Source organism: Streptomyces sp. NPDC002690 (assembly GCF_053592415.1).
Genome location: NZ_JBSFVR010000506.1, coordinates 1 through 4,097, shown reverse-complemented (window position 1 = coordinate 4,097; position 4,097 = coordinate 1). Strand labels below are relative to the sequence as shown.

General features: G+C 73.0%; 4 protein-coding genes. 2 read left to right on the top strand and 2 right to left on the bottom strand.

Features of this window, described 5'->3' with window-relative positions; genetic code table 11:
* Positions 1-184: 184 nt before the first annotated feature.
* Positions 185-1,381: a hypothetical protein gene (locus ACWD3D_RS34225; RefSeq protein WP_451464599.1), complete on the bottom strand. Its 1,197-nt coding sequence runs from the start codon at positions 1,379-1,381 to the stop codon at positions 185-187.
* On the bottom strand, positions 1,378-2,337 hold the full coding sequence (locus ACWD3D_RS34220) for a 5-dehydro-4-deoxyglucarate dehydratase (RefSeq protein ID WP_451464598.1): 960 nt from the start codon (positions 2,335-2,337) through the stop codon (positions 1,378-1,380). Before ACWD3D_RS34220 ends, ACWD3D_RS34225 begins: the two co-directional genes overlap by 4 nt.
* Positions 2,338-2,591: 254 nt before the next feature.
* On the opposite strand from ACWD3D_RS34220, the gene ACWD3D_RS34215 reads away from it, so the two are divergent.
* Positions 2,592-3,401, top strand: coding sequence for an NAD-dependent epimerase/dehydratase family protein (locus ACWD3D_RS34215; RefSeq protein ID WP_451464600.1), 810 nt, complete (start codon positions 2,592-2,594; stop codon positions 3,399-3,401).
* Positions 3,402-3,526: 125 nt separating this feature from the next.
* Positions 3,527-4,097, top strand: a 571-nt coding sequence (locus ACWD3D_RS34210; RefSeq protein WP_451464597.1) for a TerD family protein, incomplete at its 3' end; no start/stop codon positions are given.

Here is a 4,097-nt window from a genome sequence, read left to right as displayed (position 1 = left end):
ACTTGGCGTCTGATCCGACGTAGCCCAGGGACCGCTGGAACTTCTCGTACGACTTCACGTCCGCGTCTCCGAGCTTCGGACCGGGCCCGACCAGGCCCGCCGGTCGTCGTGCTCCGGCCGCCGTCGCCGGTGTCGCCCCTCAGGGATCCGGTTCGGGCCGTCTCATGCCCCGGTACGCCTCCGGCTACGCCTCATCTCCTCCGGCGATACGGCCCAGCGCGCCGGAGACCGCCGCGAGGTCGGCGTCGGAGGCCAGTCCCGCGTGATAGAGCCGGAGTTCGGTGGCGCCCAGGGACGCGGCGTGGGCGGCGTCCCGCTCCAGCGTGGCGGGACTGCCACCCATGCCGGAGACCACGCCGAAGTTGGCGGCGAGTACGCCCCGGTGGTCCGCGAACGGCCCGAGGACCGCCTCACGGACCGCATCGCCGCCGGTGCACGGCAACACCACACCGTCGGCGACGGACAGGATGTGCGCGGGATCGACGCCGACATTGGCGCCGGTGCGGTGGAACGCCGGGTCCGCGTGCAGCAGGACCTGGAAGCCCGACCCGGACGCGGCCGCCGCCTCCCGCACGGCCAGGACCGCCGCCTCCTGGAGACCGTGAGCGACCTCACGGCGCCATCCGAGGGTGGCCGCCGCCCGTTCCGCGCCGAGCAGCTCCTCCACGCCCGCCCAGCCGGCGGCCGGTTCGGCGCCCGTCCACACGGGTTCCAGCGCGCGGCGCACGTCGGTGCGCAGTCCGTCCGCGGCGAGACCGTGCCGGGTGTATCCGGCGGCGCACTCCGAGCAGAAGCAGAGCGACATCAGGTACTGGGCGGCCTCGCCGAGCGTCACTCCCTGCACCTTGTCGTGGCCGTGCAGGTGCGCGAAGCCGTACCAGCCGCACGACTCCAGTTCGGTGCCGCGCGCGCCGGGCCGGGTGGCAGCCTCGGCGGCCAGGTCCACGAGAAGGGCGCGGACCTCGGGCCGGGCGATGCAGGGGGCCCACGGATAACGGTCGCCGTAGGCGTTGACGACGGACGTCCCGGGGAACTCCTCGCCCAGGCGGGAGTTGTGCGCGAGGACGACCCAACTGTGCACCTCCAGACCGGCGTCCACCAGAGCTTCGGCGGCAACGGCCCAAGGGTCCTCGCCGGGAGTCCAGTTCTGCGTGCGGGGCGCCGGCTCCCGCCCCGCCCAGCGCTTCTCGTCCGGCGGGTAGAGCACCGCCGCGTACGGGGCGGTGACGATCCGGGTCCTGGGGTGGCGGGGGGTGAGCGCCCGGGTGGAGTGGTACGCCGAGGCGAGGGTCACCTGCTGGACGCCGAGTCCCGCGATGCGGGCGGCGGCGGCCGGGTCACCGACGACGTCCCAGGGGTAGAGGAAGGCCGAGGTCTTCACGCCCCGCCCCCCACGGCGCGCTCGGCCAGCAGGGCCCGGCCGTCGTCGATGATCTGCGCGAGTTCCTTGACGTGCGCGGCGGGCGGTTCGGTGAGCGGGGTGCGCACCTCGCCGACGTCGAGTCCCTGGAGCCGTACGGCGGCCTTGACCAGGGACACGGCGTATCCGCGCCCCTTGGCGCGCAGTTCGACCAGCGGCCGGTAGAAGCGGTCCAGCAGGGCGTCGGCCAGCTCGTCGTCACCCGATGCGAGCGCGCGGTAGAAGGCGAGCGCGATGTCCGGGGCGAAGGCGAAGACGGCGGAGGAGTAGAGCGTGATGCCGATGCCCCGGTAGGCGAGCCCGGTGAGTTCGGCGGTGGGCAGCCCGTTGAAGTAGAGGAAGTCGCCGCCGGGCCGCGCGGTGCGCACGGCGCTGACGATGCGCTGCATGAGGTCCAGGTCGCCGACCCCGTCCTTGAGGCCGATGATGCCGGGCGTGCCGGCCAGGGCGACGACGGTCTCGGGGGTGAAGACGGCGTTGTCGCGCTGGTAGACGATCGTCTCCAGGCGGGTCGCCGCGGCGAGCGCGGTGTAGTGCGCGAGCAGTCCCTGCTGGTCGGCGACGACGAGGTACGGAGGCATGGCGAGGAGCCCGTCCGCGCCGGCCTCCTCGGCGAGCCGGGCGTACTCCACCGCCAGCGCGGTGCCGTAGCCCGCTCCGGCGACGACGGGCACCTGCCCGGCGGTCTCCTCGACGGCCGCGGCGACGACCAGCCCGAACTCGGCGGGCGTCAGCGCGTGGAACTCGCCGGTGCCGCAGCAGGCGAAGACCGCCGCCGCACCGGCGTCGATTCCGGCCCGCACGTGGCGGCGGAACGCGACGAGGTCCACGCCCCCGTCCGGGCCGTACGCGGTGACGGGGAAGAAGAGCGGCCCGGCGACTGCGGTGAGCCGGGCGGCGAGGGGGGCTGAGGTCACGGGCGCTCCCTGAGCGAGTTCCAGGCGTACACAATTCTGATTGATGTCCATATTCATGAACGACGTCACGCTAGGGCAGTTCCCGGCGGCCGGTCAAGGCGGAAACCGTGACGTTCGAGGCGAGTTCGGCAACGCCGCGGCCTCTTGACGAAGGCCTCCGCCCCTCCCTACGTTGTCCACGCATGTGAATGTCATCCATGGATCTGGCGCGCTGCGGCTCAGTCTCGCCGCGCCGAGGAGGCCCAGTGCCCGGTTTGCCCGCTCCCCGCACGATCCTGCTCACCGGAGCCGCCGGCGGCCTCGGCACGCTGATGCGCGAACTGCTCCCCGCGTACGGCTACGAGCTGCGCCTCTTCGACCTCGTACCGATCGAGGGGGAACCGGACGCGATCGTCGCCGACCTGGCCGACCGGGAGGCGCTGCGCGAGGCGGTACGCGGCGTCGACGCGATCATCCACCTCGCCGGCATCTCGCTGGAAGCCTCCTTCGACAAGATCCTGCGCGCCAACATCGAGGGCACCTACAACCTCTACGAGGCGGCCCGCGAGGAGGGCGTGCGCCGGATCGTGTTCGCCTCCTCCAACCACGCGATCGGCTGGACCCCCGCCCCGGCCGCCGGCGAGCCGCTCATCCCCGTCGACACGCCCCGGCGCCCCGACACCTTCTACGGCCTCTCCAAGTCCTTCGGCGAGGACCTGGCCCAGCTCTACCAGGACCAGCACGGCATCGAGACGGTGTCCGTCCGGATCGGCTCCTGTTTCCGCGAGCCGACGTCGGTGCGGATGCTCTCGGTCTGGATGAGCCCCGAGGACGGCGCCCGCCTCTTCCACGCGGCGCTCACCGCTCCGGACGTCGCCCACACCGTGGTCTACGGCTCGTCCGCCAACACCCGCCTGTGGTGGGACCTGTCGACCGCCCAAGCGCTCGGGTACGAGCCGCAGGACGACTCGGAGCGGTTCGCGGAGAAACTGGTCGCCGAGTTCGGCGAGCTGGACCCGGACGACCCGGCCCAGACCCACGTCGGCGGTCCCTTCGTCACCGACCCGCCGATCTGGCCGCACTGAGCCGGGGCCGGTAGCCACGGGCGAATCGGAGGGGCGCACGGGCCCTCCGGTGCGCTCCCCCCGGACGGGTGAAGCGTCACGGAAGGTAAGGGAACGGCAAAGCCGGGTCGTTCGTTACCCCGGTCATGACCGCAATGACCCCCGGCTCGAACATCCCTCTCTCCGCCGCCCGCGTGGCGGTGGACGTGACCGCCCCGGTGCGGCTCGACGTCTCGGGCCTGCTGCTCTCCGCCGACGGCAAGGTCCGCTCCGACGACGACTTCATCTTCTACAACCAGCCCTCGGGTCCAGGAGTGACCTACCGCTCCGGGGGCGGCACGGCGCCGGACTCGATCGTGGTGGACACCGCCGCGGTGCCGCCGGGCATCGAGAAGATCGTCGTCACCGCGAGCCCCGACGCGGCCGGCCAGAGCTTCCAGGGCATCGAGCCCACCGCCACCGTGCGCGACGCCGACAACGGCAGCGTCCTCGCCTCCTTCACCCCGCCGCGTCTGGGGGCCGAGACGGCACTCGTGGTCATCGAGATCTACCGCCGCCAGGGCGCCTGGAAGGCCCGCGCGGTCGGCCAGGGGTACGCCAACGGCCTGGCGGGCATCGCCACGGACTTCGGCGTGACCGTGGAGGAGGAGCCCGCCGCACAGGCCGCTCCCCCGGCCCCCGCCGCCCAGGCCGCTTCCCCGGCCCCGGCCGCCCAGG